We start from the raw sequence: 25,673 nt of genomic DNA, 5'->3' as shown, positions 1-25,673 counted from the left end.
TTGGGGTTTTCGCGAGCAAGCTCGCTCCTACAACATGAGGGGCGGTATGCGCAGGGGCTGGTCAAGCTGTTAAACTCGCCGCCTGCCAGACACCTGACCGAGCTGAAAACACTGTGGAAATCTTCAAGGAATTTACATTCGAATCCGCCCACCGCCTGCCCCACGTACCGGAAGGCCACAAATGCGGGCGCCTGCATGGGCATTCGTTCAAAGTGGCCATCCACCTGAGCGGCGACCTGGATCCCCATACCGGCTGGATTCGCGACTTCTCGGAGATCAAGGCGATTTTCAAGCCGCTGTATGAACGCCTCGACCACAACTACCTCAATGACATTCCCGGCCTGGAAAACCCCACCAGCGAAGTGCTGGCCAAGTGGATCTGGACGGAGTTGAAACCTCTGCTGCCGGAACTCAGTGCGATCCGTATCCACGAGACGTGCACCAGTGGCTGCATTTATCGCGGCGAGTAAGTGATCGAGTGTTAAAAAAAACCACCTGTGCGGGTAGTTTTTTAATGCCTGCCTGCCACGATGTAAAGCGAGCTTGACACTGAATTGACCGCCACCTAATGTAAAGCACCCTTTACTTATGGAGATGATCATGTCACCCAACCGCTTCCCGATGGAGTTCGCCGTCATTTTGTTGGTGTACGTACTGTGCGTGGTGGTTTCCAGCGTCTACATGTCGTCGATACCCGACGGCGTCGCCAAAATCGCCCTGGCGCTGCTGCCCGTCATCCCGATGATCGCGATGGCGGTGTCGATCATCCGGCGGCTGAACGCCATGGATGAAATGGGCCGCAAGATCCAGCTCGAAGCGCTTGCGGTGGCGTTTGTCTGCACGGCGCTGACCACCTTCAGCTACGGTTTTCTGGAAACGGCTGGCTTCCCGCGGATGTCGGCCTTCATGGTCTGGCCGATCATGGGCGGCGTCTGGTGTGTGGCGACGATCATCGGCTCAAGGCGCTATCAGTGAACAATCAACTGCGTCATCTGCGCTCCGAACTGGGCTGGTCCCAGGCTGACCTTGCAGAGCGACTGGGTGTGTCGCGCCAGACCGTCAACGCCATCGAGACCGGCCGCTACGACCCGAGCTTGCCCTTGGCGTTCAAGATCGCCAAGGTGTTCGAGCAGCCCATCGAGTCCATCTTTGAAGCACCGATGGACTGATGGGGACGCGTGACTGCAAGGGGTATTGAGACCCACTATGCGCTTCATGCCAACGCTGTTCGACTGAGCCAGTTTGGCTCACCGCTGCACTGCTTTTGCGCTGATTGGGAGGGGGCGGCCTTATAAAGGGCTTGCTCCCGTCAGCGCATACCTGCCCGCACCTGCGTTGGCACGCAGGATGCACGCGACCTGGGTCACCACTCAGGGAGCAGCCCCCATGACGCAGCAAGAACCCGGCAACGACTACCCTCTCAGCGAAGTCCCCTTGCATGCGCGCAAGGGTCTGGCCTCTACGGCCATGGTGTTGCTGGGGTTCACCTTTTTTACCGCGACCATGTTTGCCGGCGGCAAGCTGGGGGTGGCGTTCAGCTTCATCGACATGCTCGGCGTCGTGGCCCTGGGTAACCTGTTGCTGGGTATCTATGCCGCAGGCTTGGGTTACATCGCGTTCAAGAGCGGCTTGAACTCGGTGTTGATGGGGCGTTTCTGCTTTGGCGAAGTGGGCAGCAAGCTCAGTGACGTGATCCTAGGTTTTACCCAGATCGGCTGGTATGCCTGGGGCACGGCCACGGCGGCCGTGGTATTGGGCAAGTATTTCCAGTTGAACCCAGGCAGTGTGCTGGGGTTGATGGTGGTATTCGGTTTACTGTTCTGCGCCACCGCCTACGTGGGGTATCGCGGCTTGGAAATCCTGTCCTACATCGCGGTGCCGGCCATGGGCATCCTGTTGCTGCTGTCGATGTGGGTCGCCACCGTGAAGGTCGGCGGGTTGGAGGGGCTGCTGGCAGTGGTGCCCAGCGCTGAGCTGGACTTGTCCACCGCCATCACCCTGGTGTTCGGGACCTTCGTCAGCGGGGCAACCCAGGCCACCAACTGGACACGGTTTTCGCGCTCGGCCAAGGTTGCGGTGCTGGCCAGCCTGATCGGCTTTTTTGTCGGCAACGGCTTGATGGTGTTGATCGGGGCATATGGCGCCATCGTCTATCAGCAACCGGATGTGGTGGAGGTCTTGCTACTGCAAGGTTTCGCCACGGCGGCGATGGCCATGCTGCTGCTCAATATCTGGAGCACCCAGGACAACACCATCTACAACTTCGCCGTCGCCGGTTGTAACCTGCTGCGCACCCAACGGCGCAAGAGCGTGACCCTGGCCGGCGCGGTGATCGGCACCCTGCTCGCCTTGTTCGGCATGTACGACCTGCTGGTGCCATACCTGATCCTGCTGGGCACGGTCATCCCGCCGATTGGGGGCGTGATCATGGCGGACTTCTTCTATCGCTATCGCGGCCAATACCCACGCTTGGCGCAGGCTCGCCTGCCGGCGTTCAATTGGCCCGGCCTGATCGCGTACGGGGTGGGCACCGTGCTGGCGTTCAACTCGCCGTGGGTCGCGCCGTTGGTGGGAATTGTTGCCGCGTCGCTGACCTATGTGCTGCTCACGGCCATACTACGCGCCATGACCGCCTGGACATCGGTATCGCCCTGAGGATCTGGCGGCTGTCTGCCTGATTGTTTTTAGCCAAGAGGAACTTGACCATGCACATCATCAATGCCCGCCTGCGCAACCGTGAAGGCCTGCATGATCTGCACCTGGAACACGGCCGGATCGCCAGCATCACTGCGCAAACCGGGGTGCCGGCGCTGATGGCCGGCGACTTGGACGCTGCCGGCAACCTGGTAATACCGCCCTTCGTCGAACCCCACATCCACCTTGACGCCACCCTCACCGCCGGCGAACCGCGTTGGAACATGAGCGGTACGCTGTTTGAAGGCATCGAATGCTGGGGCGAACGCAAGGCCACCATTACCCAGGAAGACACCAAGGCCCGGGCCAAAAAAACCATTCAGGCCCTCGCCGCCCATGGCATCCAGCATGTGCGCACCCATGTCGACGTCACCGACCCGGACCTCACCGCACTCAAGGCCCTATTGGAGGTACGTGAAGAGAGCACCCACCTGATCGACCTGCAAATCGTCGCCTTCCCCCAGGAGGGCATCGAGTCATTCCGCAATGGCCGCGAACTGATGGAAGAAGCCATTCGCCTGGGTGCCGACGTGATCGGCGGCATCCCCCACTTCGAATACACCCGCGACCAAGGCGTGAGTTCGGTGAAGTTCCTCATGGACCTGGCCGAACGCACCGGCTGCCTGGTGGACGTGCACTGTGACGAAACCGACGACCCCCACTCGCGCTTTCTCGAAGTGCTCGCCGAAGAAGCCCGCAGCCGCGACATGGGTGCCCGCGTGACCGCCAGCCATACGACCGCCATGGGTTCCTACGACAATGCTTACTGCGCCAAGCTGTTTCGCCTGCTGGGGCATTCCGGTATCAGTTTTGTCTCGTGCCCCACCGAAAGCATCCACCTGCAAGGCCGCTTCGACAACTTCCCAAAACGCCGCGGCGTCACCCGCGTCAACGAACTGCTGGAGGCCGGCATGAACGTGTGTTTCGGGCAGGACTCCATCGTCGATCCCTGGTACCCGCTGGGTAACGGCAACATTCTGCGAGTGCTGGAGGCTGGCCTGCACATCTGCCATATGCTCGGTTACCGCAATTTGCAAAACGCCCTGGACCTGGTCACCGACAATAGTGCCAAGGCCATGGCCCTGGGCGACCGATACGGATTGCAAGCAGGCCGCCCGGCCAACCTGCTGATCCTGTCGGCCGACAGCGACTACGAAGTCATACGTAGCCAGGGCCTGCCGTTGTACTCGATTCGCAACGGCAAGGTATTGATGAAACGGCAACCGGCGCAGGTAGAGTTTATGTAACCGCGTGCGTTAGACGACTGAGTCGATGTCCAGCGTTTGCACCCGGGCCTGCTCATCGTGGGCAGGCGGTGGGATGCTGGCGAATTGGGCCGACTCACGATTCTCGCGGTGGCTGAACCAACGCTTGAGGCTCGATTGCAGATGGGTAGAAGGGGCGTGGCTGCCGTAGACATCACGGGCTTGCAGGCGACGCCAGCGCAGGCTTGCCAAGCGCTCGCGGCTGGTGTGCAAACGGTCGATCTCTGCGTTCAAGGCATCGCCAGGTTCATGGCTACGATCATTGGCCGGGCGCCGCTGAGCCAGTTCACGCCGCTTGGCCCGCAGTTGCTCGCGCATGTCTTCGAAGGCCCGGTCGAGCAGCTCGAACTCCCGCTGGGTCACCAGCGGGCCCTCACTTTCCAGGGTTTGTTGCCAGCGGCGCAATGTCGCCCAGGCGGCGGGGATGTAGCTGGTGGTCATGAAGTGCTGGTCGGCTTGGAACAGCTGCCTCAGCAGATTATCGCGGTCGGGCATATCGCCCTGCAGTTGCAATGCGCGGTTGCAACCCGCCTCTTGGAGCGATTCGCAGCCAGGCTTCCATAACACCGAGGAGTGGCTGCCATCCGGGAGCGTGATCGGCATGAAGTGATATTGCTCACCGTGATGCCGATAGGGGTTGCCGCCCACGCGCACCAGCCCTGCGGCGAACAGCAGGCCACCGGGTGCGGGGTTGCTGAATAGCGTGATGGCCCCGGGAATCCAGAGTTTGGCGGTGGTGTTCATCCAGGGCGCCGGGACACTGGGGACGGGGTCGTTGTGGTTGACGATGCGATGGTGGACCAGGGATGAGGCGCCGGCGGTGAATTCGGCGTCGGCGGCGCGGGGGGCGCCGTAGGTGTATAGCAGGATATTGTAGTGGGCGTCCGGGGCTCGGCGCAGTCCTTCGGCCAACAGCAAGGCAATGGCGCCGCCGAGGCTGTGGCCGCAAATTACGATGCGCTGGCCAAGGTGAAACTGATCAAGGTATTGCAGTACGAAATCACGCATAGCCCGGTAGGCCTGGTAAAAACCATCGTGCGCTTTTCCAACACCGTCTTCGAAAGACACCTGATGGGCATCGGCGTCACGCAATACGTCGGCACGACTGACCGTTCCTCGCACAGAAATCAGGATGATCTCATCGTGATGGGTGATGAAAGCCTGGGTATCAGTGCCGAATTTTTCATCATCGAAAAAGTGCAAGCGTGCGGGATGCCCCTGCTCTTCCTTTAGTTCCGGGCGATTTTGTGGGTACAACTCAGGATCGAAAGGCAGGATTTCGAAGCGCTGGGAGTAAGGAACATCTTCGTAGATGGGGTAGAAACGGTGTAATTGGTTCGGATCAATTCGCCAGGCTTCGTGATACACCGAAAGCTGTTCAGCGAATAAATTTCCAACGCTCGGATCTAACGGAAACCGCACTTCGTCTGATGGGCTTTCTGCGGGGACCTGCCCAAAATCGCAGTAACTCAACGCAGCAAACAATGCCAGTTGGTAGAGGTTCAGGGCACAGAAGCTGTCTTCGGTGGATAACATTGGGCGCAAGGCCCGTAGGGGTCGTACTTGCAGAACGGTGTGCTTGTTGGGGAACAGTACGATACCCGACAACGTTGGCTCGGGTGGACCGAACCCTAGGTCGGCCATCATTTTCAGTGCATGACGCTTGGGACGCAAAACTGACGAAGCAGGTAGGGGCAGATGAGCGCTATGGCGTACCAAATCGCTTACTTCCACTTGATAAAACCGATCCGCTTCTTGGTAGGCGGAACTCTCCTCAACGCGTCTGTCGTCAGCACTAGCAAAAAAAATTCTCTCCGCGCGCATTTGAAGTTCGGTGATAGGCAGTTTGTACGTTCGACGCGTTCTTAGCTGGTAGTACGGCTCCTCAGTCCCGCTATATAAATCATCCAACATGAGAACAACAGGGCCGCAGTAGAAATCCTGCAGACTGGCAAAACCCTCATCATTCAGTTTACCGACGTAGTGTCTCCCTGAACTGTCATGGACCGAAAATGGTAGTCCGCCAAAGGCTTTCCCATTGCCCGTCACATCGACCAAACGAAAACTTACCCAGTGCCCTTTCAATGCACAAGCAGGCATTCGTTCATTGAAAAAAGCTTGCTTCCATGCACCCATCTTCATGAGTTCGTCCTTGTTATTTGCATGTTGGATAGACGTCGCATACGCGACCGTCCGGCATTTTTATGGGTTTAAAGTCTGTGGTGTTACCTGCGCAATATGCAAAAAGGTCTTCGAAACTCTTGCCTCTGCATCGCCGCCATCCACCCGGCACAGCTACCCATCTATCGTCAAAAGCAGGTAATTCATCCTCGCTGACAGATAGCAACAGCCTCAGCTTTTTCCCCGGTAAGTGCGACCGTTGCGCCACGCCCCCTACCCGCGACGCTCGCAACTTGCCCATCGAATCCAATGAATTGCAGATCAGCAGTTTTCTAATCGCATGCAAAGGCCCCACCGTCCGAAAATGCCATTTACATTGCCCAAGTATTTCCTGCACACCCGACTCGGGCATCCCCGGTAGGTCGGCCTCCAAACGGTCTCGAATGGAAATACTCCCAAAATTTCCGCCCACATCCATACTCCGCGTCCCCCACTTCGCATAGAAGTCAAACTCCACACTGCGCAGGACCAACGGGCAACCTTCTACCGTTTCAGTCAGTGGTAGCTCATAGCTCGCGCTGCTCGCCACAGGTTTGTAGTCTGTAAAAAAAACTTTGCGCTCAGGCCTTTTGCCCCGCCGCCGAGGCAAGGTGCACGTCTCACCCGTCGCGGGCCGGTAGTTGGCAGCCGTTTTAAGTTCAAACTGCGCCGGCAAATCCACCTCCAACGTAAAACGCTCCACCGCCCGCCCCGTACATCCCGAAAGCCCCGCAACCACCAGTAGCACCAATCCCATCCGTCTATTCACCACTCCCCACCTCCCTGCGCCACTGTGCCGCCACTCGCTCAAAATGCTCTCCTGGCGCCTCGCCTGCCCTTGGCTGCCAATGAACAACACTGCTGCCGGTCGCCTCTGCCAACCGGCGCACCACCAGAAATTCGAGCTGCTCCGGCTCCCGCCATTGCCAGATGCGCGCCTGTTCCAGTACCTGGGCCAGCCAAATCCTGGGGTCTTGGAATTCGACCAATGCCACCAGGTCTTCACTGTGCTCAGCCAGCAGGTAGCGCAGGATATTGGCGTGCAGGATGGCTTCGGCCTGGGGGTTGGGTGTGTTGAGCCACGGCGGTTGCTCAGGCGCAGGGTAGTCACCCGGTGCAGGGTTTTCGTGGTGGCACCAACGGCCTTCATGCCAATAGCACACGCTGATCAGCGGCCCAAGGTAGACCGGCCAATGTTCCTCGGCCAGATGGGCCAAGGCACGGGCCAGGGTGCGGTTGTCGTGAAAGCGATAAAGCGCCTGCTGGCCTTCTGGCCCCAGGAGTAATCGCTCACGCCAATGACGCGCCATACCCGCCAGGTCGCTAGCAGCCAGGCTGGCGAGCCACCCCCAGTTCGACTCGGGGTGTAGCAGCAAGTCGGCCAATGCAGGCTCATTCAGTTGCTCCAGTAACAGTATGAGCGGGCCTGAATTCGCCAACTCTGCCGCAGGGGTTTCGCTGTAGAGGTTGCAATAGTGCGACGGGGCGCGATCTGCCAGCAGGGGCTGGCGAGCCTCATGGTTACCCTCCAGCATCAGGCACAGTTGGCGTCCACTCTGCTGTTGTTGGGCCATCCAGCGATGGGGCAAGCTGTCCATCAGGCCGCCCTCCCCGCGATATCGCACGGGCCTTCACGGCAGCCTTCACACAGGGGGCAAAAGTCCGCGCCCAGTTGCTTGGCCAAATCCATGATGACGCCTTGCGCTGCAGAGATTTGCGCACCGGCAACCCATGACGGGCTCACCGAACGGCTTGCAGACGGCGAACAACCCAGGGTGATGGGCCGGCTGCTGGAAATACTGCCGGCTTGCATCACCAGGTGTTCACCGCCCGCCTTCAAGCTCAATTGTGCACCAGCCTCTATCACCAGGCTGCCACCGGCCTTGAGATGAACCTGCTGCCCGGCTTCGATCACCAGGCTTTGGCCAACGCGAGTCAAGCTATCACCTGCTACCTCCAGGCGACTGTCATGCCCCACCCGCTGCTCCAGGTCACGTTGGGCGCGCAGGTAGATGAGCTCTTCGCCGCATCGGTCTTCGAGGTGCAACTCATTGGCGCCCCCGCCGGCCGGCGAGCTGCGGCTACGCAGTACACTGCGTGTCTTGTGTTGCGGCAAAGGGTACGTCGGCAAGTGCGATGCATTGGGCAGGCAACCGGTGACAAGGGGTTGGTCCGGGTCGCCCTCCAAAAAGCTCACCAGCACTTCCATGCCGACCCGTGGAATAACCATGGCACCAAACCCGTCGCCTGCCCAACCGGACGCCACGCGCAGCCAACAACTGCTGGTCTCGTCGCCCTTTTCCGCGCGATCCCAGTGAAAGCGCACCTTCACACGGCCATAGGCATCGCAGTGCACGTCCTCGCCGGCAGGCCCGGTTACCGTCGCGGTCTGGCTGCCACTGATCGTTGGCTTGGGATGCTTGAGGGCAGGTCGATGCACTGCGCGCCATGGGGTTGCAGTGAACCGGTTGCGATAGCCTTGGAACCCATTGGCATCAACGATCGACGCCTCCAACACCTGCGGCTGGTATCCCTCATGACGTACCGAAGTCAGCAGCCATAAGTCGTTGCAGGCGGGGTCCGGGTGATCACACAGCTCAAGAAAGTGACCGCTGCACAACGCCGGTTGATCGCTCTTGCCCAGCACTCGTTGGCGATCACGTTGGTGACGCTCAAGGCCGCGTCGCGCCAGTTGTGCCCCGCGTGCATGGCCGTTAAAGCCGGCAGGATAGGCATAGTCTTCCAAAGGATCCGCCGGCCCGGCACCGGCCTGGTCATGCAGGCGAAACGAAGGGTGCTCAAAGTCATAGTCACGACGTACGGTGCGCCGGCTGCGCGTTACCAGGCGCCGATCGAAACGCTGGACAACCGGGGCCCCAAGCGATGGATCAGCCGAGGAACAATAACGCTGCACCGGTAACCGGCGAAATACCGTCTGATCATCGCCAAACACCAGCAGATGATTCTCCGCGCTGTGACGAAAGTGGTAGTGAATGCCCTCCTCCTCACACAGCCGTTGGATAAAATGCAGGTCGGACTCCCTGTACTGCACGCAAAATGCGCGTGGTGGATACACCACAGGCCCCAGCTCAAAGGCATAGGCGTCAGCGAAGATGCCGTGCTGTTGGAGGACCGCCGCAATGATCTGCGGCACGCTGCGCTGCTGGAAAACCCGCTGATCGCAACGATGGGCAAGGGATGCCAGGCGTGGAGCGAGCGTCAGGTGATAAAGGGTGAGCCGCGTACCGGGATCATCCCGACCGATGGCGTAGACTTGCCCATGCAAGCCTTGGCCTGTTTCGCCGAAGTCCAGATAGGCGGGCTGATGAAGCAACGCCTCCAGGTCCAGGGACGGGTCTTCGCTGACTAACTGCACCTGTATAAAGTAGGGCTGGTCAAGGGCTTCACTGCCGTTGAACGCTACTACGTGAAGTTCTGTATTTATGCCTGCAAGGACTAACTTGAAACGTGACGAAACAAACCCGTTAACCATCCTTTGTTACCCGCCATCAACTTTCTCCTGAACGACTCTTCCTCGCCAACACCTATTCTGATTGCGAAAAAAAGCACCTGAACACGTTCAAGCTTAGCGAGCTCAGGCGCTTTTCGGTCATTTTTGAATAAAACAGAAGTTTCGTACAACGAAGATGGAAGTGTCTTTTACAAAATATAGGTACAGCCAAAAAATCATCTAAAGACATGAAGAAAATTCTGACTACAGCTTGCCTCTGTATAACTATGTTTTAAGGAAACAGCTGACACTTATTCAATACGACAGTCGTTCGCAGTTCAGCTTTTTAGTCGCACTGTCCCAGGAATGGAGATGTACACGGTCCGACTGTGTTGACTGTCAGGCCGCCTTCGCGCTCCCACAGTTTGATCGCGGGGCGTCAGGCCTCCCTCACAGCAATGCCCCCTCTCACCGCGCAGACGTGGCAACTCCCCCCCGCCCCGCCGATATTGCCGCGCGCCTCTGCCTGACGAAAAAGCAGCGTATTACATAACGCTCTGTAGGTGGGAAGTGAGCTGGAAGGTGGTAATCCGCCGCAAGAAACCTGGGGTTCAGCCACTCCCGCAGGGATTACACACCTTCCAGCCCACCTCCTACAGGCTCGATCATTTCTACGTGGTGATCGGTTGCCAAAGCGTTCCATGTTTGTAAAAAAATAAGGCTCGTACCCCGTACCTTTCATCCTGAACACCAAGGGAACCCGGCTCGCTCGAGACGGCCTGATGTGCAAGGATGTCGCGCCAGACATCGTTCGTTGAACGCCAAGCCAAGGATTTTCTCATGACTGCCATTTCCACCCCCGCCCCCGTGGTACCTGGGCGACTGGAACAGATGTCGACCCGCATCGCTTTTTTTATCGCAGGTTTTGGTATCGCCGCCTGGGCGCCGTTGGTGCCGTACGCCAAGGCGCGTGCGGACCTGAATGAAGGCACCCTTGGCCTGCTGTTGTTGTGCCTGGGGGTGGGGTCGATCATCGCAATGCCGGCGGCGGGCGCGCTGGCCTCGCGTTACGGTTGCCGACGGGTGCTGACCGCAGGGACGCTGATGATCTGCCTGGCCCTGCCGATGCTGGCCACCGTCAGTTCGATCCCGTTGTTGATTGCCGGGTTATTCCTGTTTGGCGCGGGCTTGGGCACTGTGGACTCTACCGTCAACCTGCAAGCGGTGATCGTTGAGCGCGCCAGTGGCAAAACCATGATGTCGGGCTTCCATGGCTTGTTCAGCCTGGGGGGCATTGTCGGCGCAGCGGGGGTTGCGGGGTTACTGGGCCTGGGGCTGTCGCCGTTGCAGGCGACCCTGGTGGTGGTGGTTATCACGCTGGCGGCGCTGTGCAAGGCAGCACCGCACTTGTTGCCTTATGGCAGTGAAAGCTCGGGGCCGGCATTTGCGGTGCCCCATGGCGTGGTGTTGTTTATCGGTTGCCTGTGTTTCGTCGTCTTTTTGGCTGAAGGCGCTGTGCTGGATTGGAGTGCTGTGTTTCTGAGTGCCGAACGCGGCCTGGATGAGGCTTACGCGGGCCTGGGCTATGCGGCATTTGCCTTGACCATGACCGCTGGACGCCTGACCGGCGATGCCATTGTTCGCCGCCTGGGGGCCACGCGGGTAATCGTGATCGGTGGCGCGCTGGCCTGTGCCGGCTTGCTCCTCGCCACGCTATTGCCTGCGTGGGAAACCGCGCTGCTGGGGTATGCGCTTGTGGGGGCCGGGTGTTCGAATATCGTGCCGGTGCTGTACACCGCCGTGGGTAAGCAAACGGTGATGCCGGAACATATTGCAGTGCCTGCCATCACCACATTGGGCTACGCAGGGATTCTCGCCGGCCCCGCCATGATTGGCTTTATCGCCCACGGCAGCAGCTTGAGTACTGCCTTCATCCTGATCGCGCTATTGCTTGCGGCGGTAGCCATCAGTGGCAAGGTCCTCAAGGTGTAGCTTACTTTCAGCGTGCCTTGCGAGCGGCGTCTTGCTCATGCCACCGTTCGAGGCTTTTGTTGCTGAGCCACCCCTCTTTGTGAGGCGGGCCAAATAGTCGTGTGCCATTGGCACGCTCCAACGAGGGCAGCAAACCTGGACGTTCAATAATGTTCTTCGCGGTGTAGACACACAGTTCGCTGTATTTGGACTGGGGCATGCCCGTGGACGCATCCAGCACCGGCGCACCCTGTTGATCAACCTCATACGGGTCCTGCATGACCTCCCTGAGCTTGGCTATTTCAACGTACTGATGCGGTTCAAACAGGTAGGTTCGATCCATGGCCTTGTTTCTCAACAGCGCAAACTGGCTTTGCAGCGCCTCCACCACTTGCGCATTGCTTTGCGCATGAAACGGGTCCTGACTGAACTCGGTTGCCGAGCTGTTGCCCTGCAACGCTTGGGCCGCCGCGCTAAGGCTGTCACGTGTGACATCGCCGTCGCGACTGAAGATCGCGTCACTTAACCGCGGGCGATTGAGCATTTCCCTGACGACTTGGATCACGCCATCCAACGCCTCACTTTCCCCCATGGGATAAGCGGCGATCCGCTGCAAGGACATCCAGGTCAGTCGCCCTTCACTCAGGAACGAGTGCAGCAAGGCGAAGGATTTTTCCAGCGCTTTAGCCAATTGGCTATCCGTTGAGGTTGCGCCCGGCACAATCCCACTGGGCCGTTCAACGGGTAAGTTCTGTAAATCTCGATGACGCAGGGCAGATAAAGGGGCACGAAAAAGACGGGGCTTGCGCGGGGCTCCCACCGGGGCCGCAGTCGATATTTCATGCCAGGTTTCAGGGGTGGCCGGTGGTGGCTGGGTTGATTGTACGGCCGGCCTGTCGGGGGGTAGAGGCCGTCCGGAAGGTAATACACCCTCGATTGTCATGAGTTATCTCCAACACTTTTCAGATGCATATCCGCAGGGTGATTATTACCTTGATGGGCAAAATCAACGAACGGACTCCACTCAGGCAGGCACCCCATGTGTGGTTGGGTGAACTCGACAGTTCCGAGTGAACGATAAATACCCATGACAATATGTAAAACCGCGGTCAATCCAGCCTGCGCCTGCGCCACCAGCCTGCCAGGCAGCTGATCAACCCGGTGTCGTTCAACGAATCAGTGCCCTCCCCCCTGGCCAGCGGGTCCGACAGCATGCCCCGGGAAAAGTCTTCCGACACAGGTGCCTGGAACTTACGCTCGCCGGCATAAGCTTTCATGCGACGCGTCTGTACCTCAAATTCCGTCGACGCAAAAGGGAGACTGCGCGAGGGCGCACGGTCCTGGGAGACTGGGGAACTTGCACGAGGGGTACTGCACAAGAGCTCGATGGGGCCGGTTGGGCGAGAATTAAACGAGGTTGAAGGCATATTTTTCCCTCATTCAGAATCTGAAAAGCGGTGGGAGGAATTACAACTGCAGGTACCCCTTATGTGGCAAATGGGCGTGATTCGTTCCTTGACACCTATAGGACAGGCGCCTCCGGGCGGCGGCGCCTGTAGAACGGTCAGCGGGACAGCAACTGCAGGCCTTTACGGCTGATCTTCCCATCGTCATCTTTACTGCCGCGATTATCCATTTTCTCAAGCAGATCACTGCGCTTTAGCATTTCCTGGGCCAGCTGAATCAGATGGTCCTTGGCCGCATCGCCGGTAAGCGGCTCGCGCGCCCACTTTTTCAGGTCGCGGATTTTAAGGCTTGAGCCCCCGCTCCCGTTCTTCAACTCGTCGAAATGCTCGAGCAGCTCACCGGCCAACTCCTTGTCGGTCTTGTACTTGAAGTAGTTTTCTCCTTTGATCACCGCGTTCAGGCTGTGCCGGTCGATCAGGCCATCCAAAGCGCCTGTGGAACCGTTGCGATCCAACGCGTCCATCAGTTCCGGACGTCGTAACAGCTCATTGGCCAGGCGAATGTTCTCGTTCATCACCGGGTTGGGCGACCATCCTCTTTTCGCCATTGCCAGAATGCTGTCAACGCTGATGGAACCTGGGTTCTTCGGGTCTCTGAAGGCGTTGAAGCTGTCGCGCAATTGCTGCGCCAACTCTTCTCTGTTCTTCAGAGAGTACTGCGCGTCTGGCCTGCCGGGCGCGGGCGGATACGGCCGACCTGCAGTGGGGTCCGGGCGTGGCGGCGGGTTGCTTCCAATCGGGTTCGGCCTGGGTGGCGGGTTGCTGCAACCTGGGTTCGGCCGTGGCGGCGGATGCCCGCAACCAGGATGCATGGGTGGCCGATGCCCAGAGAACCAATGGCTGAGCAGGTGTTTGAGTTGGCTCAGAAAGTTCTGTATTGGCGGCGGGTTGTGGCGATGGCCAAGCACGTCAGCCGCAGGGGTGGATGCCGGGTGATGACCGAATACAGGCCCGGCTTTGTTGTCCCCGGATTGAAAATTCACATGGGCAGCACTCTGACCATTGAAGGAAGGCGCAGCTGGAGCCTCGCGAGTGTTTTTGACCTCGGCCTTGGCATTGGCCTGTGTGAGGTCAGGCGTTGATGAGGCAGAGACGGGTGTCTCCAACAACGATACCGACATAAGTTTCTCCATGACAGTGGGCGATTTTCAGCTTGTCGCTCCAACGCAGTGTCGAAGCCCATCAGCTTTCCCATGTGTGGTTTTGCGTCGGAATCAGTTCCTGATCAAGCAACAATATGTGCGGTGAAGGTGTAGGAAACAGCGCCGCTAGCGGTTGGTCTTCCCGCCAGGAGTGGCTGGCCGCCTGGCCCAGGCAAAAAAAATCGCAACCCTGGGGTTGCGATCTTCGCCCTCTACGACAAATCAGAACCCCACGCTTGCCTGCACGAAAAACGTGCGAGGTTCACCCAGGTACAACCCGGCATTGTTGTCGCTTGAACGCGTGTAATGCTGCTGGTCGAGGACGTTTTTCACGCCCACGCCCAGCTTCAGGTTCGACAGCTGTGCGCCGAAGTCATAGCCACTGCGCACGTTGACCGAGACATACCCTGGGATATCACCGTATTGGCCATCTGCGGTGCCTTGGGTGATGTAGGTGGTGCCGGTGCCCGGCGCACGTTGGCCGGACTGGGCATAGACATCCAGGTTGTGGGTCCAGTGGTTGACGTCGTAACGCAGGCCCAAGGTCGCTACTTGACGCGAGTACAGCGGCAGGTCACGGCCTTTGAACGGCACATCACCTTCGGAGGTGGCCTTGGTGTAGGTGAAGCCCGCGTTGGCGGTCAGGCCGTCGAGGCGCGGGTCGAGGTTGGCCAGGTCGTAATGGGCCGATGCTTCAATACCGCTGTGCTTGGTGGCGCCAAGGTTAGTCCAGCCCACGTCATTGCTGACATATTGCAGTTCATCCGAGAAGTCGATGTAGAACAGCGTCACTTCGCCGCCCCATACGCTGTCGTTGTAGCGCGTACCGACCTCGTAGGTCTTGGCCTTTTCCGGGTTCAGGCCGTTGGCCGTCTGGTCGCCGGTACCGCCCTGGCCCAGTTGGAAATACTGCAGGCTGCCGAAGGAGGTTTCGTAGTTGGCGAACAGTTTCCACGCGTCAGACACGTGGTACATCACGCTCAGCGCCGGCAGCGGTTCGTTGTTGTGGACCTCGCGGCGTTTTTCCTCGGTACGCTTGCCGTTCAGGGCCACGACCGGGCGGTCATGCCATTCGGTGCGGATGTCTTCGAAGCGAATGCCGGGCGTGATAGTCCATTTGCCGATATCGATTTTGTTATCGATATAAAAGGCGTTGGCTTCGGTGCCCCCAGTACGGTCCTGGTATACGTGGCCGTCGCTCTGCCCGCCCGGCGTCGGCACGTTGTTGACCAGGTTCAGGCTGCTGGCCTCCTCGTGCATGCCTTCTTTGAGGTAGCGATAGCCCACGCTGACTTCCTGGGTGCTGGGCCCCACGTCAAACACATGGGACACACGCGGCTCGATGCCGAAGGTGTAGTAGGTGCGCGGATAAGAGCTGAGGGTCTTGAGGTCGCGGTTGGCAATGGTGCTGCCACGGAAACTGTCGGAATAGTAGGTCAGCACTTCGGCTTGGGTACGGTCGTCGATCTGGCGGATGTACTTGAAGGACACGTCCTTACGGCGCCCGCTGAAGTTATCCCAGTCACGTACCGACTGGTACGGGTTGGCGTCGAACTGCTTCTGGGTCAGGCCGCCGGGCATATCGGCGCTGGCGTCGTAATAGTGGAAGTTCAGCGAGAAATCGTCTTGATCGGTCGGCGCCCAGTGGGTCTTGAAAATCACGTCATCGATGTCGTTGCCGTTGTTGCTATTGCGGTAACCATTGCCGTTGACCCCAGAGTACAGCAGCGCGGCGCCGATACCGTTGTCGGCCGTGCCGCCGATAAAGGCGTTCTCCACATGCTTCCAGCCACCGTGGGCAGAGGTTTGCAGGGTGGTGCCGACTTCCCCGGAGAAGTCTTGCGGGATCGCGCGGGTCACGAAGTTGATCACGCCGCCAACGTTCTGTGGCCCATAACGCACCGAACCTGCGCCACGGACAACGTCGATGCTTTCCAGGTTACCGGCAGAAATCGGCGCCATCGACAGTTGTGGCTGGCCGTAGGGAGCGAACGCCGCCGGTACGCCGTCAATCAGCACGGTGGAGCGCGGCGACAGGCGCGACGTCAGCCCGCGTACACCGACGTTGAGGGAAATATCACTGCCGCCGGTGCCGTTGGATTCCTGCACTTGTACGCCCGGCACACGGCGCAGCACATCACCCACGTTCATCGCCCCCTGCTCTACCATGGCTTCGCGGCGAATAACCGTGCGCGCACCGGGGTGGTTCTGCACCACTTCGGCATCGGCGTCGGCAAGCCAGTCGCCCACCACCTTGATGTCGGTCACACCCAGCACCAGCGGCGAGCCGGCTTCACCGGTGCCGTTGCTCATCGGGCGCAAGGTCACGGAACCGGCGTCAATCTGGTAATCCAGGCCACTGCCTTGCAGCAATTGGCGCAGGGCTTGTTCGGGCGAGAGGTTGCCATCGACCGCGGGGGCTTGCTTGCCGGCAACCATATCGGGGCTGAAGAACACTTGCAGCGAGGTCTGTTGGCCCAATTGGCTCAAGGCTGCGCCCAGGGGTTGGGCGCGAATGTGGATGCCCTCGGCAGCCTGTGCGGTACTGATGGCAACGGCCAGGGCCAAGGGCGCCCAGCGGGAAATCTTATTGTTGTGGAGGGCAAGTTTTTTCACGTCGAACCTAGTCCTGTGATCGCAAGCATGCGCGGCTGTTAATGCAAACCAGTTGCAGTTGCTGAAGAAGACGAAGAACTCGAAAAAAACCTGAACGTCAGCGCGAAATAATCTCCTGGCTACCGTCCGGCAAAGTGCGCAAGCCGACCGGCAGGATGTGGGGCAAGGCCTTGAGCAAGGCGTCGGTGTCGCTGGATTTAAAGACGCTGGTCAAGCGCAGGTTGCCCACCGCTGCCGTACTGACACGCAGCGGTTGCTCGCGGTAGCGCGACACTTCCCGCGCCACCTCACTCAGGGCGGCGTTGTTGAACACCAGTTTACCGCTGCGCCACGCGGTGAGTTCTTCAGGGTTCACCGCGTAGGCTGCTGCCACTTGGCCCTGGGGGTCGACATGGGTGCCACGCCCGGCGGTGAGCGTGACGCTGTGATCGGACGCCTGGCCCTGCACCTTGACCGTGCCGGCTTCGACCGCCACGCGGGTTTGGTCCGCATCCCGGCGCACATCAAAGCGCGTGCCGGTGACGGTCACCTGCCCCGCCCCGGCGGCGACCACAAACGGGCGGCCGGCATCATGTTGCACGCTGAACATCGCCTCGCCCTGCTTGAGCTCTACGTCCCGCCGGCCCTTTTCGTAGTGAACCGCGACTACGCTGCGGCTGTTGAGGTCCATCACTGAACCGTCGGGCAAGGTCACCTGGCGATGCTCGCCCACCTGCGTACTGAATTCGGCATTGTAGGGCTTTGGCTCAAACACGCTGAATACACTCAAGCCCACTGCAACGGCGACCACACTGGCGGCCACGGCATAACGCAGCAGCGCACGCCGCCCGGGGCGCTCGACCGGCGCGTCGCCCAGCGCCTGCAAGCGGGCCTTGGGTAGCAAATCCGTAGCGCTCCATAGCCCTTGCAGCACATCGAATTCGTACTGATGCGCGGGCTGCGCTCCACGCCAGGCATCGAAACGTTGACGTTCCTGGGCGCTCAATGGGCCGTCTTGCAGGCGCACAAACCACTGCGCGGCCTCATCACGGACACGGTTATCCATCGTGGAAGATCCTGTTTCAAAGCCGGTCATGGCGCGCTCGCATCCAGACGATCACGCAGATGCCGCAGGGTGCGGATCATATACTTTTCCACCATGTTTTTAGACAGCCCCAGGCGTGTGGCGATTTCCTGCTGGGTGAGCCCTTCGATCTTCTGCCAGATGAAAATTCTGCGACAGTTGAGCGGCAACTCGGCCAGCGCCCGCTCGATGGCGTCGGCCAACTGGATCGCGTGCATGTAATGCTCCGGGTCACCGCTGTGGGGGGCGCCGTGATCAACCGCCTGCAGCGTCAGCGCCTCGCGACGGTCTTCGCGGCGGTAGGCGTCCACCGCAATATTGCGCGCGGTTTGATGCAGGTAGGCGCGCGGCTGCGCAACCTCGCAGGCAGTGGACTCAAGCACCCGCACGAAGGTGTCGTGCGCCAGGTCTTCGGCCTGCTGACGGTTTCTCAGGCGACGTGTCCAGGTGCCGATCAACTCTTCGTAGTGCTCGAAAAAGCCTGTTCTGCGGGGCGGCTGAGGAGTCATCGCGAGAGCACTGGGGAGACGGGGCGTGAATAGTAATGCTTCCTATTAAGCGGGGCAATTGCTGCCCATCGCCCACCTACTATTTGTTCGAAATGACCTCACTCATGTATTGATGCAAATCGCGAAAGTCTTTAACGCTCCAGGCATGCGGTGCGATCTTTACGCCATTGTCTTGCAGCGTCTTGGGGATCAGGTTGCCATTGGGGCGAAGGATAACGGAGGAGACGATAACGCCCGGATAATCATGGAGTCGTTTCTTGAAGGCGGCGGTTGTCAGGTCGGGGGTTGGCGGATTACTTTTTTTAGCCAATGGCCCCGTGCCTTTGATATCGGGCCCATGGCACACAGCACAGCGCTGTAGATACAGCGCCTTACCATTGCTGTTTTGCGCGACGCACCAGGCAGTTTGAGTCAGCGATAAAACGGCCAATACGCCGCTGAGTAATAATTTTGTCCATCTGTTATCGGCCCACACATGCATTCCATCGCTTCCTGTATTGCCCTTTGTTTTCAGCATCATACGATAAGTCGCGCTTTTGCCCGAGCTGAGCATAGGCGCCAGGGGGTGAACTTCCGCTCCCCGCCGCCAGTCAGCAAGAAGGACTCTCATAAAACGGTGGGTGGGCGATGCAGATTTCCTTGCAGCAACAAGTGGCCCTGGTCACCGGGGCCAGTTCCGGCATTGGCGCGGGTGCGGCCAAAGCCCTGGCCGCAGCAGGCGCGGCGGTGGTGCTTAACTACAATTCCCAGGCGGCACCGGCTGAGGCCCTCGCCGCGCAGATCAATGCCAATGGCGGCCAGGCGCTGGCGATTGGCGGCGATGTGTCCAAGGAGGACGATGTTGAACGCCTGTTCGCGCAAACCCTCGACGCCTTCGGCCATCTGGATATTCTGGTGGCCAATTCCGGCCTGCAAAAAGACGCCAACCTGGTGGATATGAGCCTTGAGGATTGGAACACGGTGATTGGCGTCAACCTCACCGGGCAGTTCCTGTGCGCGCGGGCGGCGGTGCGTATCTTCAATCGCCAGGGCGTTCGCGAAGGCGTGTCACGAGCTGCCGGCAAAATCATCCATATGAGTTCGGTGCATCAAGTCATCCCCTGGGCCGGGCATGTGAATTACGCGGCGTCCAAGGGCGGCGTGGAGATGCTGATGCGCACCCTCGCCCAGGAAGTCAGCGAGCAACGCATCCGCATCAATGGCATTGCGCCTGGGGCGATTCGCACGGCGATCAACCGCGCAGCCACTGAAGGCGCTGCAGAAAAAGAGCTGCTCAAATTGATTCCTTATGGCCGCGTCGGTGACGTCGAAGACGTGGCCAATGCGGTGGTGTGGCTAGCCAGCGATGCCTCTGATTATGTGGTTGGCAGCACCTTGTTCATTGATGGCGGTATGAGCCTCTACCCGGAGTTCCGTGGCAATGGTTGATTTCAAGAACGAACCTCAAAGCGCCATCGATGCCCACGGGATTATCGGCGACATGCGCAGCGCGGCACTGGTGAATGACCGCGGCAGCATCGACTTCTTCTGCTGGCCGGAATTCGACAGCCCCTCGGTGTTTTGCGCATTGCTCGACACGCCCGAGGCCGGCACCTTTCAGCTTACCCCGGACCTGCCCAACGCCCGCCGCGAGCAGATCTACCTGCCCGACACCAACGTGCTGCAAACCCGCTGGCTGAGCGATGAAGCGGTGGTGGAAATCACCGACCTGCTGAACGTCAGCGAAAACGTCGACGAACTGCCGTTGCTGATCAGGCGAGTACGGGTGGTCAGTGGCAAGGCGACTATCCACTTAAGCTGCGCCGTGCGCCATGACTATGCCCGGGCCGCTACCGAGGCGAAGGCCGAGGCTGCCAGCGTGGTGTTCACCGCCAGCGGCCAGCCTGGCCTGCGCCTGATCGGCAGCCAGCCGCTGACCCTTCAAGACAACACCGCCATCGCCACCTTTACCCTCGCCCAGGATGAGGGCGCCGAATTTGTCCTCGGCGGCCAGGACGATGTGCGCGTCACCAACGACTGTACCGACCTCTACCTGGAGCGCACCTTGAAGTTCTGGCGCGGTTGGATCAGCCAGTCCAACTACCGCGGGCGCTGGCGCGAGATGGTCAACCGCTCGGCCCTGGCGCTGAAACTGCTGACCTCGCGCAAACACGGCGCCATCATCGCCGCGGCCACGTTCGGGCTGCCGGAAACACCCGGCGGCGAACGCAACTGGGATTACCGCTACACCTGGATCCGCGACGCCTCGTTCACCGTCTATGCGTTCATGCGCCTGGGTTTTGTCGAGGAAGCCAACGCCTATATGCGCTGGCTCAGGGGCCGGGTCAGCGACTGCTGCGGCCAGCCGACCAAGATCAACATCCTGTACGGCATCGACGGCCGCCAGGAACTGCCGGAAGCCACCCTCGACCACTTGAGCGGCCACGGCGGCGCCCAACCGGTGCGGGTGGGCAATGAGGCGTTCGATCAGATCCAGCTGGATATCTACGGCGAACTGATGGACGCGGTTTACCTAGTGAACAAATACGGCGAAGCCATCTCCCACCAAGGCTGGAAACACACGGTGGAAGTGGTCGATCAGGTGTGTGAGATCTGGAACCACAAAGACGTAGGCATCTGGGAAATGCGCGGTGAGCAGCACCACTTCCTGCACTCACGCCTGATGTGCTGGGTGGCCCTGGACCGCGCCATCCGCCTGGCCTCCAAACGCTCACTACCAGCGCCGTTCGCACGCTGGGACCAGACGCGCCAGGCGATCTACGCCGACATCTGGACGAACTTCTGGAACGAAGAGCGCGGGCATTTTGTGCAGCATATCGGCAGCACCGCCCTCGACGGTTCGATGCTGTTGATGCCGCTGGTGCGCTTTGTCGCCGCCACGGACCCGCGCTGGCTGTCGACACTGCAAGCGATCCAGAAAAGCCTGGTGCGCGACGGCATGGTCTACCGCTACCGCAATGACGACAGCCAGATCGATGGGCTGCAAGGCGTCGAAGGTGCGTTTGCCGCCTGCTCGTTCTGGTACGTCGAATGCCTGGCGCGCGCCGGCCAAGTGGAAAAAGCCCACCTGGAGTTCGAACAGTTGCTGCGTTACGCCAACCCGCTGGGGTTGTACGCCGAAGAGTTCGACAGCCAGGCCCGGCACCTGGGCAACACGCCCCAGGCCTTGAGCCATTTGGCGTTGATCAGTGCGGCAACGTTTTTGGACCGCAAGCTCAGCGGGGAGAAAACCGTATGGCAACCGTAACCGCCCCACCCGAGCTGTTGTATGTGCGCACCACCTTGCTTGATGTGGCTTACGAAACCCACGGCCCTGTCGATGGCGAACCGGTGATCCTGTTGCATGGCTTCCCTTACGACCCACGGGGCTACGACGACATCGCACCGGTGCTGGCTGAACGCGGTTATCGGGTACTGGTCCCGTATTTACGCGGTTATGGCCCGACGCGATTTATCAACACGCAAGTGATGCGCTCTGGCCAACAGGCAGCGCTGGCCAAGGACTTGCTCGACTTCATGGATGCCTTGGCCATCCCGCAAGCCACCCTCGCAGGCTTTGACTGGGGTGGGCGCGCCGCCTGTATTGTCGCGGCGCTATGGCCGCAGCGGGTACGCGGCCTGGTGACCGGCGATGGCTACAACATCCAGGCCATCAGCCAGTCGCTCAAGCCACGGCCACCTGAGACAGAGCACCGGCTCTGGTATCAGTACTACTTTCACACCCAGCGTGGGGTCGACGGTTTGACGGCCAACCGGCGTGAACTCTGCCAATTGCTCTGGACGCTGTGGTCACCGTCCTGGGCCGAAGGGCCAAGCCGCTACGCCCTGACTGCGCCGTCGTTTGATAACCCGGATTTTGTCGAGGTGGTGATTCATTCCTATCGCCATCGGTTCATGTATGCGCCGGGTGATCCCGCGCTGGAATCCATCGAGCAGGCGCTGGTGCCACAACCGGCGATCTCGGTACCGAGCATTTCGTTGTGCGGGGCCGACGACGGTGTGGGCCCGCCGCCGCTGGTGGATGACGATGTGGAGCACTTCAGCGGCTTTTATCGCCGCCAGGTGCTGCCCGGTGTTGGGCATAATGTTTTCCAGGAAGCGCCCCAGGTCACGCTTGAAGCACTGCTGGAACTACTGGAGCGGTGAAAAACGCTCCCGATAAGCCTGAGGCGTCACCGACAAAGCCCTTAGAAAGCTGCGACGCAAGGTCTCTTCACAGCCAAAACCGCATTGCCTGGCGATACGCTTGATGGAGGTTGTGCTGTCTGCCAGTTGCCGGCGTGCGTTTTCGACGCGAATCAGTTCCACGGCCCGCGCCGGGGTTTGGCCGGTCTCGGTGCGGTAGTGGCGCACAAAGCTGCGCTCGCTCATGCCAGCCTGGGCCGCCAGGGTGGCGATGCTCAACTCCAGCGTCAGGTTATCGGCGATCCAGGCATGCAGCTCGGCAAAGCGGCTGTCGCTCTTTTGCAGGGATAACGTCACGCTGAACTGCGACTGACCGCCAGGGCGCTTGAGGAACACCACCAAGTGGCGCGCCACTTCCAAGGCAATGGCGCGCCCCAGGTCATCCTCTACCAAGGCCAGGCACAGATCGATCCCCGCGGTCACACCGGCAGACGTCCACATTGCGCCTTGCTGGATGAAAATCGGATTGGCCTCCACCGTGAGCGCGGGGAACTTTCGCGCCAGTTCTTCACAGCGTGTCCAGTGCGTGGCCACGCGGCAACCATCGAGCAAGCCACTGGCCGCCAGCAGAAAAGCTCCGGTGCACACCGAAGCCATGCGCCGTGTGTGCCGGGATTTATCGCGCACCCATTGCACCAGCGCCGGGTCCTCGGCAGCGCCGTACACGCCCCAGCCGCCGGCGATCACCAGCGTGTCACAGGGCTGGTCAATGGCGGGCAGCGGCTCGGCCAGCAGCGCCAGGCCGGCCGACGTCATTACCGGCCCAGCCTGAGTAGCAATGACGTTGACCGCGTAGGGCAATGGCAAACCACGTTGGCGCGCCAGATCATTAGCCGATGCGAACACTTGTAGAGGCCCGGTGACATCGAGCACCTGGGCATTCTCAAACGCGAGTACATGAATAATTTTAGGCATGATTGGCGAAATTAGTGGGCTCAATGGCGTATTCGCCAAAGCCTAGGCTTCTACAGTAAGGACTGTCCATTCCTTTTCAGAGCTTGAATCATGACCTTGCAGATCGGCTTTCTGTTGTTCCCCGGCATCCAGCAACTGGACCTGACCGGCCCCTATGACGTCCTTGGTTCGCTGCCAGACGTGAAACTGCACCTGGTGTGGAAAGACCTCGCGCCGATTACCTCCAGCACGGGCTTGGTGTTCACGCCGACCATCACTTATGCCGACTGCCCGAACCTGGAGGTGCTCTGCGTACCCGGCGGCGCCGGTGTGGGCCCGTTGATGGAAGACCCGCAAACCCTGGACTTTCTCAAGGCCCAGGCACAGACAGTGCGCTACATGACCTCGGTGTGCACCGGCTCACTGGTACTGGGCGCGGCAGGGTTGCTGCGCGGGCGCAAGGCCACCACCCACTGGGCCTACCACGACCTGCTCGCCCCGCTCGGCGCCATCCCCGTACAGGAACGTGTGGTGCGTGACGGCAACCTGTTTACCGGCGGCGGGATCACCGCCGGCATCGACTTTGCCCTGACGTTGGCCGCAGAGTTGTACAGCGAAGCGGCGGCGCAACTGGTGCAACTGCAGATCGAATACGCGCCGGCCCCACCGTTTGACTCAGGCCACCCGGAGACGGCGCCCCGGCATGTGGTGGAGGAAGCCAACAAGCGCACGGTGGAGTCACGCAGAATGCGCGGGGAGATTGTTGCGCGGGCGGCTGCGCGGTTGGGGTGAATGTTCCTAGCAGCAACCTTAAAGGGTTGTGGGAAAAAACCGGCTTCAGCGCCTGGACGCAAGGTGAGTCCTAGGCTGCTGTACGAAACTTCTTTTGATTCTTTCGGTGCTAAACGGCCTGTCCGGTTGTAGCCGACAGTAACCACGATGCGAAGCGAGTCGCTCTTGATCTGCTCTTGATCTTGATCTCAAGCGCCCCGTTAAACCACGCTGGCCGGAATTCGACAGGGATTTGGGGGGTAAACCGGCAGGGATGCCGGTTTAGCCGCCCCGCGCCATGGATGGCGCGTGGCGGCGGCCCCCCAAATCACTGGCGGATTACGGGCACACCGAGCCTAAGCGAGGTGCCGAGTGGTGGGGCAAGAGCGCTTTGCTTACTTTGCCGCTTTTGCAAAGTGAGCCGCCGTCAGGGCGGAACCCTAGGTGGCCGTTACCGCAGGAATGGATATGTACTCGGTATGACGGTGTCGGCTGTCAGGCCGCCTTCGCGAGCAAGCCAGCTCCCACAATTGGATTGCGGGGTGTCTGGTAGAGAAGCATCGCCTGTCAGGCCGCCATCGCAGGCAAGCCAGCTCCCACAATTGGATCGTGGGGTGTCAGGTAGAGAAGCATCGCCTGTCAGGCCGTCATCGCAGGCAAGCCAGCTCCCACAATTGGATCGCGGGATGTCAGGTAGAGAAGCATCGCCTGTCAGGCCGCCATCGCAGGCAAGCCAGCTCCCACAATTGGATTTTGGGGTGTCCGGTAGATGAGCATCGGCTGTCGGGCCCCCGCCACAAAGAAACTTGCTTGGCTTCAGGCAGGACGTGACATCACCGCCAAGCGCACGGCCAACGCCGTCAGCACCGCTGCCAAGCCCCACTTCTGCAGCCAGGCGCTTTTTGTACGCTTGGCGAAAAAGCGACTGAGCGCCCCGCCAAACAGGCCCAACAGCACATGAAACACGCTCGCGATCAGCGTCAGCACGCCGCCCAGCACCATCAGTTGCAAGGCGATGGGCCCCGCCTCGGGCCGCACAAACTGTGGCAGGAACACCATAAAAAACAACAACGCCTTGGGGTTGAGCAAACTGTTGAACATCGCCTGCAGAAACACTCGGCTCAACGCAACGCGGCCGACGTGAGCGGCGCCCAGGCTGGGGCGCCTCTGCAAGGTTTTGAAGACCAGCCACAGCAGGTAGATCACGCCCGCACAGCGGATGAGGTCGAACGCTGGCGGCCAACTGGCGACCAACGCCGTCACCCCCATGGCGGTCAACGCTGTCAGCAACAGGTCGGCCACGCCAATGCCCAGGGCCGAAGCAACACCGCCGCGCCAGCCCTGGGTGACGCCCTGACTGATGACAAATGCCATGTTCGGCCCCGGTGACAGCAACAACAGCAAAACAGCGCCGGAAAAAACACCGAGTGTGACCAGGCTGATCATGGTTGAACCGTCCGCTGGAAAAAAACCAGATTAATCGGCG

General features: G+C 60.0%; 23 protein-coding genes. 10 read left to right on the top strand and 13 right to left on the bottom strand.

Features of this window, described 5'->3' with window-relative positions; all coding sequences use genetic code 11:
• Positions 1–113: 113 nt before the first annotated feature.
• The 5 genes from queD (at position 114) to codA (ending at position 3,941) form a co-directional block, all read left to right on the top strand.
• Positions 114–470, top strand: a complete 357-nt coding sequence (gene queD / locus HU731_RS25830; RefSeq protein ID WP_003237990.1) for a 6-carboxytetrahydropterin synthase QueD — start codon at positions 114–116, stop codon at positions 468–470.
• A gap of 130 nt (positions 471–600) precedes the next feature.
• Positions 601–975 (top strand): hypothetical protein, encoded by a 375-nt coding sequence (locus HU731_RS25825; RefSeq protein ID WP_186608754.1) that lies wholly within the window; start codon positions 601–603, stop codon positions 973–975.
• Complete coding sequence (locus tag HU731_RS25820; RefSeq protein WP_186608755.1) at positions 972–1,169, top strand: type II toxin-antitoxin system RelB family anti-toxin; 198 nt, start codon at positions 972–974, stop codon at positions 1,167–1,169. Before HU731_RS25825 ends, HU731_RS25820 begins: the two co-directional genes overlap by 4 nt.
• 217 nt (positions 1,170–1,386) lie before the next feature.
• A complete protein-coding gene (gene codB / locus HU731_RS25815; protein WP_186608756.1) occupies positions 1,387–2,655 on the top strand; it encodes a cytosine permease in 1,269 nt (422 codons plus the stop codon).
• A 50-nt stretch (positions 2,656–2,705) separates the two neighbouring features.
• The gene (gene codA / locus HU731_RS25810) at positions 2,706–3,941 is read left to right on the top strand and encodes a cytosine deaminase (protein WP_186608757.1); all 1,236 of its coding nucleotides are present in this window, start codon (positions 2,706–2,708) and stop codon (positions 3,939–3,941) included.
• A gap of 9 nt (positions 3,942–3,950) precedes the next feature.
• Here the strand turns inward: codA and HU731_RS25805 are convergent, their stop codons facing one another.
• Genes HU731_RS25805 through tssI form a run of 4 tightly spaced genes read right to left on the bottom strand, consistent with a single transcriptional unit; the run spans position 3,951 to position 9,612 of the window.
• Positions 3,951–6,101 carry a lipase family protein gene (locus HU731_RS25805; RefSeq protein ID WP_186608758.1) on the bottom strand — a complete coding sequence of 717 codons (2,151 nt, stop codon included), beginning with the start codon at positions 6,099–6,101 and terminating at the stop codon, positions 3,951–3,953.
• Between the two features lie 13 nt (positions 6,102–6,114).
• A complete protein-coding gene (locus HU731_RS25800; RefSeq protein ID WP_186608759.1) occupies positions 6,115–6,876 on the bottom strand; it encodes a hypothetical protein in 762 nt (253 codons plus the stop codon).
• Between the two features lie 4 nt (positions 6,877–6,880).
• Positions 6,881–7,717 (bottom strand): DUF4123 domain-containing protein, encoded by an 837-nt coding sequence (locus HU731_RS25795; RefSeq protein ID WP_186608760.1) that lies wholly within the window; start codon positions 7,715–7,717, stop codon positions 6,881–6,883.
• Positions 7,717–9,612 (bottom strand): type VI secretion system tip protein TssI/VgrG, encoded by a 1,896-nt coding sequence (tssI, locus tag HU731_RS25790; protein WP_186608761.1) that lies wholly within the window; start codon positions 9,610–9,612, stop codon positions 7,717–7,719. The genes HU731_RS25795 and tssI overlap by 1 nt, the downstream gene beginning before the upstream one ends.
• Positions 9,613–10,410: 798 nt before the next feature.
• Here tssI and HU731_RS25785 point away from each other — a divergent pair.
• On the top strand, positions 10,411–11,562 hold the full coding sequence (locus HU731_RS25785) for an MFS transporter (RefSeq protein WP_186608762.1): 1,152 nt from the start codon (positions 10,411–10,413) through the stop codon (positions 11,560–11,562).
• A 7-nt stretch (positions 11,563–11,569) separates the two neighbouring features.
• Here the strand turns inward: HU731_RS25785 and HU731_RS25780 are convergent, their stop codons facing one another.
• The 7 genes from HU731_RS25780 to HU731_RS25750 all read right to left on the bottom strand — a co-directional run bounded on the left by HU731_RS25780 (position 11,570) and on the right by HU731_RS25750 (position 18,818).
• A complete protein-coding gene (locus HU731_RS25780) occupies positions 11,570–12,232 on the bottom strand; it encodes a type III secretion effector protein (protein WP_225931535.1) in 663 nt (220 codons plus the stop codon).
• A gap of 418 nt (positions 12,233–12,650) precedes the next feature.
• Positions 12,651–12,818, bottom strand: a complete 168-nt coding sequence (locus tag HU731_RS25775; protein ID WP_186608763.1) for a type III secretion effector protein — start codon at positions 12,816–12,818, stop codon at positions 12,651–12,653.
• Positions 12,819–13,105: 287 nt separating this feature from the next.
• The gene (locus HU731_RS25770; RefSeq protein WP_186608764.1) at positions 13,106–14,128 is read right to left on the bottom strand and encodes a type III secretion effector protein; all 1,023 of its coding nucleotides are present in this window, start codon (positions 14,126–14,128) and stop codon (positions 13,106–13,108) included.
• Positions 14,129–14,371: 243 nt separating this feature from the next.
• A complete protein-coding gene (locus tag HU731_RS25765) occupies positions 14,372–16,765 on the bottom strand; it encodes a TonB-dependent siderophore receptor (RefSeq protein WP_186608765.1) in 2,394 nt (797 codons plus the stop codon).
• A 97-nt stretch (positions 16,766–16,862) separates the two neighbouring features.
• Positions 16,863–17,810: a FecR family protein gene (locus HU731_RS25760; RefSeq protein WP_186608766.1), complete on the bottom strand. Its 948-nt coding sequence runs from the start codon at positions 17,808–17,810 to the stop codon at positions 16,863–16,865.
• Positions 17,811–17,836: 26 nt separating this feature from the next.
• Positions 17,837–18,337, bottom strand: a complete 501-nt coding sequence (locus HU731_RS25755) for a sigma-70 family RNA polymerase sigma factor (protein WP_186608767.1) — start codon at positions 18,335–18,337, stop codon at positions 17,837–17,839.
• A gap of 79 nt (positions 18,338–18,416) precedes the next feature.
• The gene (locus HU731_RS25750) at positions 18,417–18,818 is read right to left on the bottom strand and encodes a cytochrome c (protein WP_186608795.1); all 402 of its coding nucleotides are present in this window, start codon (positions 18,816–18,818) and stop codon (positions 18,417–18,419) included.
• Between the two features lie 146 nt (positions 18,819–18,964).
• Between HU731_RS25750 and HU731_RS25745 the strand changes: the two genes are divergently transcribed.
• From HU731_RS25745 to HU731_RS25735, 3 genes are read left to right on the top strand one after another with little or no spacing between them, the layout of a single operon-like run.
• Positions 18,965–19,765 carry a glucose 1-dehydrogenase gene (locus HU731_RS25745; protein WP_186608768.1) on the top strand — a complete coding sequence of 267 codons (801 nt, stop codon included), beginning with the start codon at positions 18,965–18,967 and terminating at the stop codon, positions 19,763–19,765.
• The gene (locus tag HU731_RS25740) at positions 19,758–21,584 is read left to right on the top strand and encodes a glycoside hydrolase family 15 protein (protein ID WP_186608769.1); all 1,827 of its coding nucleotides are present in this window, start codon (positions 19,758–19,760) and stop codon (positions 21,582–21,584) included. The genes HU731_RS25745 and HU731_RS25740 overlap by 8 nt, the downstream gene beginning before the upstream one ends.
• A complete protein-coding gene (locus HU731_RS25735) occupies positions 21,572–22,483 on the top strand; it encodes an alpha/beta fold hydrolase (RefSeq protein ID WP_186608770.1) in 912 nt (303 codons plus the stop codon). Before HU731_RS25740 ends, HU731_RS25735 begins: the two co-directional genes overlap by 13 nt.
• On the opposite strand, the gene HU731_RS25730 is transcribed toward HU731_RS25735, so the two are convergent.
• Positions 22,469–23,437: a GlxA family transcriptional regulator gene (locus HU731_RS25730; protein ID WP_186608771.1), complete on the bottom strand. Its 969-nt coding sequence runs from the start codon at positions 23,435–23,437 to the stop codon at positions 22,469–22,471. The genes HU731_RS25735 and HU731_RS25730 overlap by 15 nt on opposite strands.
• Before the next feature lie 90 nt (positions 23,438–23,527).
• Here HU731_RS25730 and inhA point away from each other — a divergent pair, with 90 nt between their 5' ends.
• Positions 23,528–24,208, top strand: a complete 681-nt coding sequence (inhA, locus tag HU731_RS25725; RefSeq protein WP_186608772.1) for an isonitrile hydratase — start codon at positions 23,528–23,530, stop codon at positions 24,206–24,208.
• 795 nt (positions 24,209–25,003) lie between these two features.
• Here the strand turns inward: inhA and HU731_RS25720 are convergent.
• Positions 25,004–25,633: a LysE family translocator gene (locus HU731_RS25720; RefSeq protein WP_186608773.1), complete on the bottom strand. Its 630-nt coding sequence runs from the start codon at positions 25,631–25,633 to the stop codon at positions 25,004–25,006.
• Positions 25,634–25,673 lie beyond the last annotated feature (40 nt).

Origin of the sequence: Pseudomonas salmasensis, assembly GCF_014268375.2 — a bacterium.
Classification (GTDB): domain Bacteria; phylum Pseudomonadota; class Gammaproteobacteria; order Pseudomonadales; family Pseudomonadaceae; genus Aquipseudomonas; species Aquipseudomonas salmasensis.
The sequence above is the reverse complement of the archived record's forward strand: the minus strand, read 5'-3'. Positions and strand labels throughout refer to the sequence as shown.

Bases quoted from the DNA above. Each gene is read 5' to 3' on its own strand.
- HU731_RS25745 (WP_186608768.1), top strand. From the start codon at position 18,965: ATGCAGATTTCCTTGCAGCAACAAGTGGCCCTGGTCACCGGGGCCAGT.
- HU731_RS25730 (WP_186608771.1), bottom strand. From the start codon at position 23,437: ATGCCTAAAATTATTCATGTACTCGCGTTTGAGAATGCCCAGGTGCTC.
- HU731_RS25720 (WP_186608773.1), bottom strand. From the start codon at position 25,633: ATGATCAGCCTGGTCACACTCGGTGTTTTTTCCGGCGCTGTTTTGCTG.
- tssI (WP_186608761.1), bottom strand. From the start codon at position 9,612: ATGGTTAACGGGTTTGTTTCGTCACGTTTCAAGTTAGTCCTTGCAGGC.
- HU731_RS25755 (WP_186608767.1), bottom strand. From the start codon at position 18,337: ATGACTCCTCAGCCGCCCCGCAGAACAGGCTTTTTCGAGCACTACGAA.
- HU731_RS25795 (WP_186608760.1), bottom strand. From the start codon at position 7,717: ATGGACAGCTTGCCCCATCGCTGGATGGCCCAACAACAGCAGAGTGGA.
- codB (WP_186608756.1), top strand. From the start codon at position 1,387: ATGACGCAGCAAGAACCCGGCAACGACTACCCTCTCAGCGAAGTCCCC.
- inhA (WP_186608772.1), top strand. From the start codon at position 23,528: ATGACCTTGCAGATCGGCTTTCTGTTGTTCCCCGGCATCCAGCAACTG.
- HU731_RS25800 (WP_186608759.1), bottom strand. From the start codon at position 6,876: ATGGGATTGGTGCTACTGGTGGTTGCGGGGCTTTCGGGATGTACGGGG.
- HU731_RS25785 (WP_186608762.1), top strand. From the start codon at position 10,411: ATGACTGCCATTTCCACCCCCGCCCCCGTGGTACCTGGGCGACTGGAA.
- HU731_RS25760 (WP_186608766.1), bottom strand. From the start codon at position 17,810: ATGGATAACCGTGTCCGTGATGAGGCCGCGCAGTGGTTTGTGCGCCTG.
- HU731_RS25735 (WP_186608770.1), top strand. From the start codon at position 21,572: ATGGCAACCGTAACCGCCCCACCCGAGCTGTTGTATGTGCGCACCACC.
- HU731_RS25805 (WP_186608758.1), bottom strand. From the start codon at position 6,101: ATGAAGATGGGTGCATGGAAGCAAGCTTTTTTCAATGAACGAATGCCT.
- HU731_RS25750 (WP_186608795.1), bottom strand. From the start codon at position 18,818: ATGCATGTGTGGGCCGATAACAGATGGACAAAATTATTACTCAGCGGC.
- HU731_RS25770 (WP_186608764.1), bottom strand. From the start codon at position 14,128: ATGTCGGTATCGTTGTTGGAGACACCCGTCTCTGCCTCATCAACGCCT.
- HU731_RS25825 (WP_186608754.1), top strand. From the start codon at position 601: ATGTCACCCAACCGCTTCCCGATGGAGTTCGCCGTCATTTTGTTGGTG.
- codA (WP_186608757.1), top strand. From the start codon at position 2,706: ATGCACATCATCAATGCCCGCCTGCGCAACCGTGAAGGCCTGCATGAT.
- HU731_RS25775 (WP_186608763.1), bottom strand. From the start codon at position 12,818: ATGAAAGCTTATGCCGGCGAGCGTAAGTTCCAGGCACCTGTGTCGGAA.
- HU731_RS25740 (WP_186608769.1), top strand. From the start codon at position 19,758: ATGGTTGATTTCAAGAACGAACCTCAAAGCGCCATCGATGCCCACGGG.